Here is a 1,552-nt window from a genome sequence, read left to right as displayed (position 1 = left end):
GGGGGGTGCCTCTATGTCTTTCGTCAAGGCACTCCTGTCGGGTTTGGGGTGGTTCGGGGTTGCTGAGGTTATGCGGCGAGCTCGACGTCCTTCGGTGTCCGGGATTCGTAGAAGGTGCCGTCGCGGAGCATGGCGAACAGGACGCTGATGCGTTGGCGGGCGAGGCGGAGGAGGGCTTGGGTGTGGGTCTTGCCGCGGGCGCGTTGCTTGTCGTAGTAGGCGCGGGAAGCCGGGTCGGCGTTCATGCAGGCGAAGGCGGACAGGAACATCGCCCGTTTGAGTTGCCGGTTGCCTCCTCGGGGTGCGTGTTCGCCGTGGATCGAGGTGCCGGACTGCTTCGTGGTGGGGGCGAGTCCGGCGTAGGAGGCGAGGTGGGCGGCGGTGGGGAAGTTGGTGCCGTCGCCGACGGTGACCAGCAGGACTGCGGCGGTCCTGACGCCGACGCCGGGCATCGACGTCAGGACCGGGGAAAGAGGGTGAGCCTCCAGCAGGGTGTTGATCTGGGCTTCCATCGCCCGGCGCTGGGTGTGGACGGCGGCCAGGGAGGCAGCCAGAGAAGGGATGACGATGTCGAGGGTGCCGGTGCCCGGGACCACGACTGTCTGTTCGTCGAGGGCGTCGAAGACGTCGTCGATCAGCCGCTGGGCCATGCGCGGGGCTCTCGGGCGGATCAGCTCCACGAGTCTGCGGCGGCCGGCTTTGCGCAGGGCGGACGGGGAGCCGTAGCGCTCCAGGAGCCAGGTGACGGCCTGGTGGTCGAGGCGGGGACCCAGAACGCGCTCCAGGCTGGGGTGGAACTGGGTGAGCAGGCCGCGTATCCGGTTGGACGTGCGGGTGGCCTCGGCCGCGAGGTCCTGGTCGAAGCCGACAAGGACCGTGAGTTCGGCGGTGATCTCGTCGGTCAGCTCCAGCGAGCGCAGGGTGTGCGGCATGGTGCGGGCCGCGTCCGCGATCACGGCGGCGTCCTTCGCGTCGGTCTTCGCCTCGCCCGGGTAGAGGTCGGCGATCCGCCGCATGGCCAGGCCGGGCAGGTAGGCGACGCGGCAGCCCGCGTCCCTCGCGACTGTCAGCGGCAGGGCGCCGATGGAAGCGGGCTGGTCGACAACGACGAGGACGGTGCCGAACTTCGCGGCCAGCTTGTCGAACACGGCCCGCAGCCTGGGTTCACTGTTGGGCAGGGGCTTGTCGAAGACCTTCTTCCCGGCCGGGGTGAGCCCGTGGCCGTGATGAGCGGTCTTGCCGACGTCCAGGCCCAGGAACACGCCGACATCTTCGATCTCGAACATCGCGCCCTTTCACGGGTGTTGGCGGTGCCGGCCTCGGCTTGGGTGTCGTGCTCGCGCATCCACGTTATGCAGACCTGCCGCCCGCGAACTGCCCGGCATTGCGCCGGACCGGACGGTGGCCGGACCTCTGATCAGCGTCTCCGACGGACACCTCCCGGGTCCGGTGAACACCACCCCCCAGGTCATGCCTTCGACAGGGGGCAACAGTCATGCCGGGCCCGGAGGCCAGCGGCCCCGTTGCGGAGCCGCGGAAAACATAACGGGGC

The 1,552-nt window shown here is 69.3% G+C and carries 1 protein-coding gene; it reads right to left on the bottom strand.

Features of this window, described 5'->3' with window-relative positions; all coding sequences use genetic code 11:
* Nucleotides 1-68: 68 nt before the first annotated feature.
* Complete coding sequence (locus ACWDR4_RS50060; RefSeq protein WP_450418858.1) at nt 69-1,286, bottom strand: IS110 family transposase; 1,218 nt, start codon at nt 1,284-1,286, stop codon at nt 69-71.
* Between the last annotated feature and the right edge of the window lie 266 nt (nt 1,287-1,552).

The organism is Streptomyces sp. NPDC000878 (genome assembly GCF_053599695.1).
Note: the sequence above shows the minus strand (reverse complement) of the source record. Positions and strands in the feature narration are given on the sequence as shown.

What these genes read in the sequence shown, in the direction of transcription:
- ACWDR4_RS50060 (WP_450418858.1), bottom strand. Translation starts at nt 1,286, where the DNA reads ATGTTCGAGATCGAAGATGTCGGCGTGTTCCTGGGCCTGGACGTCGGC.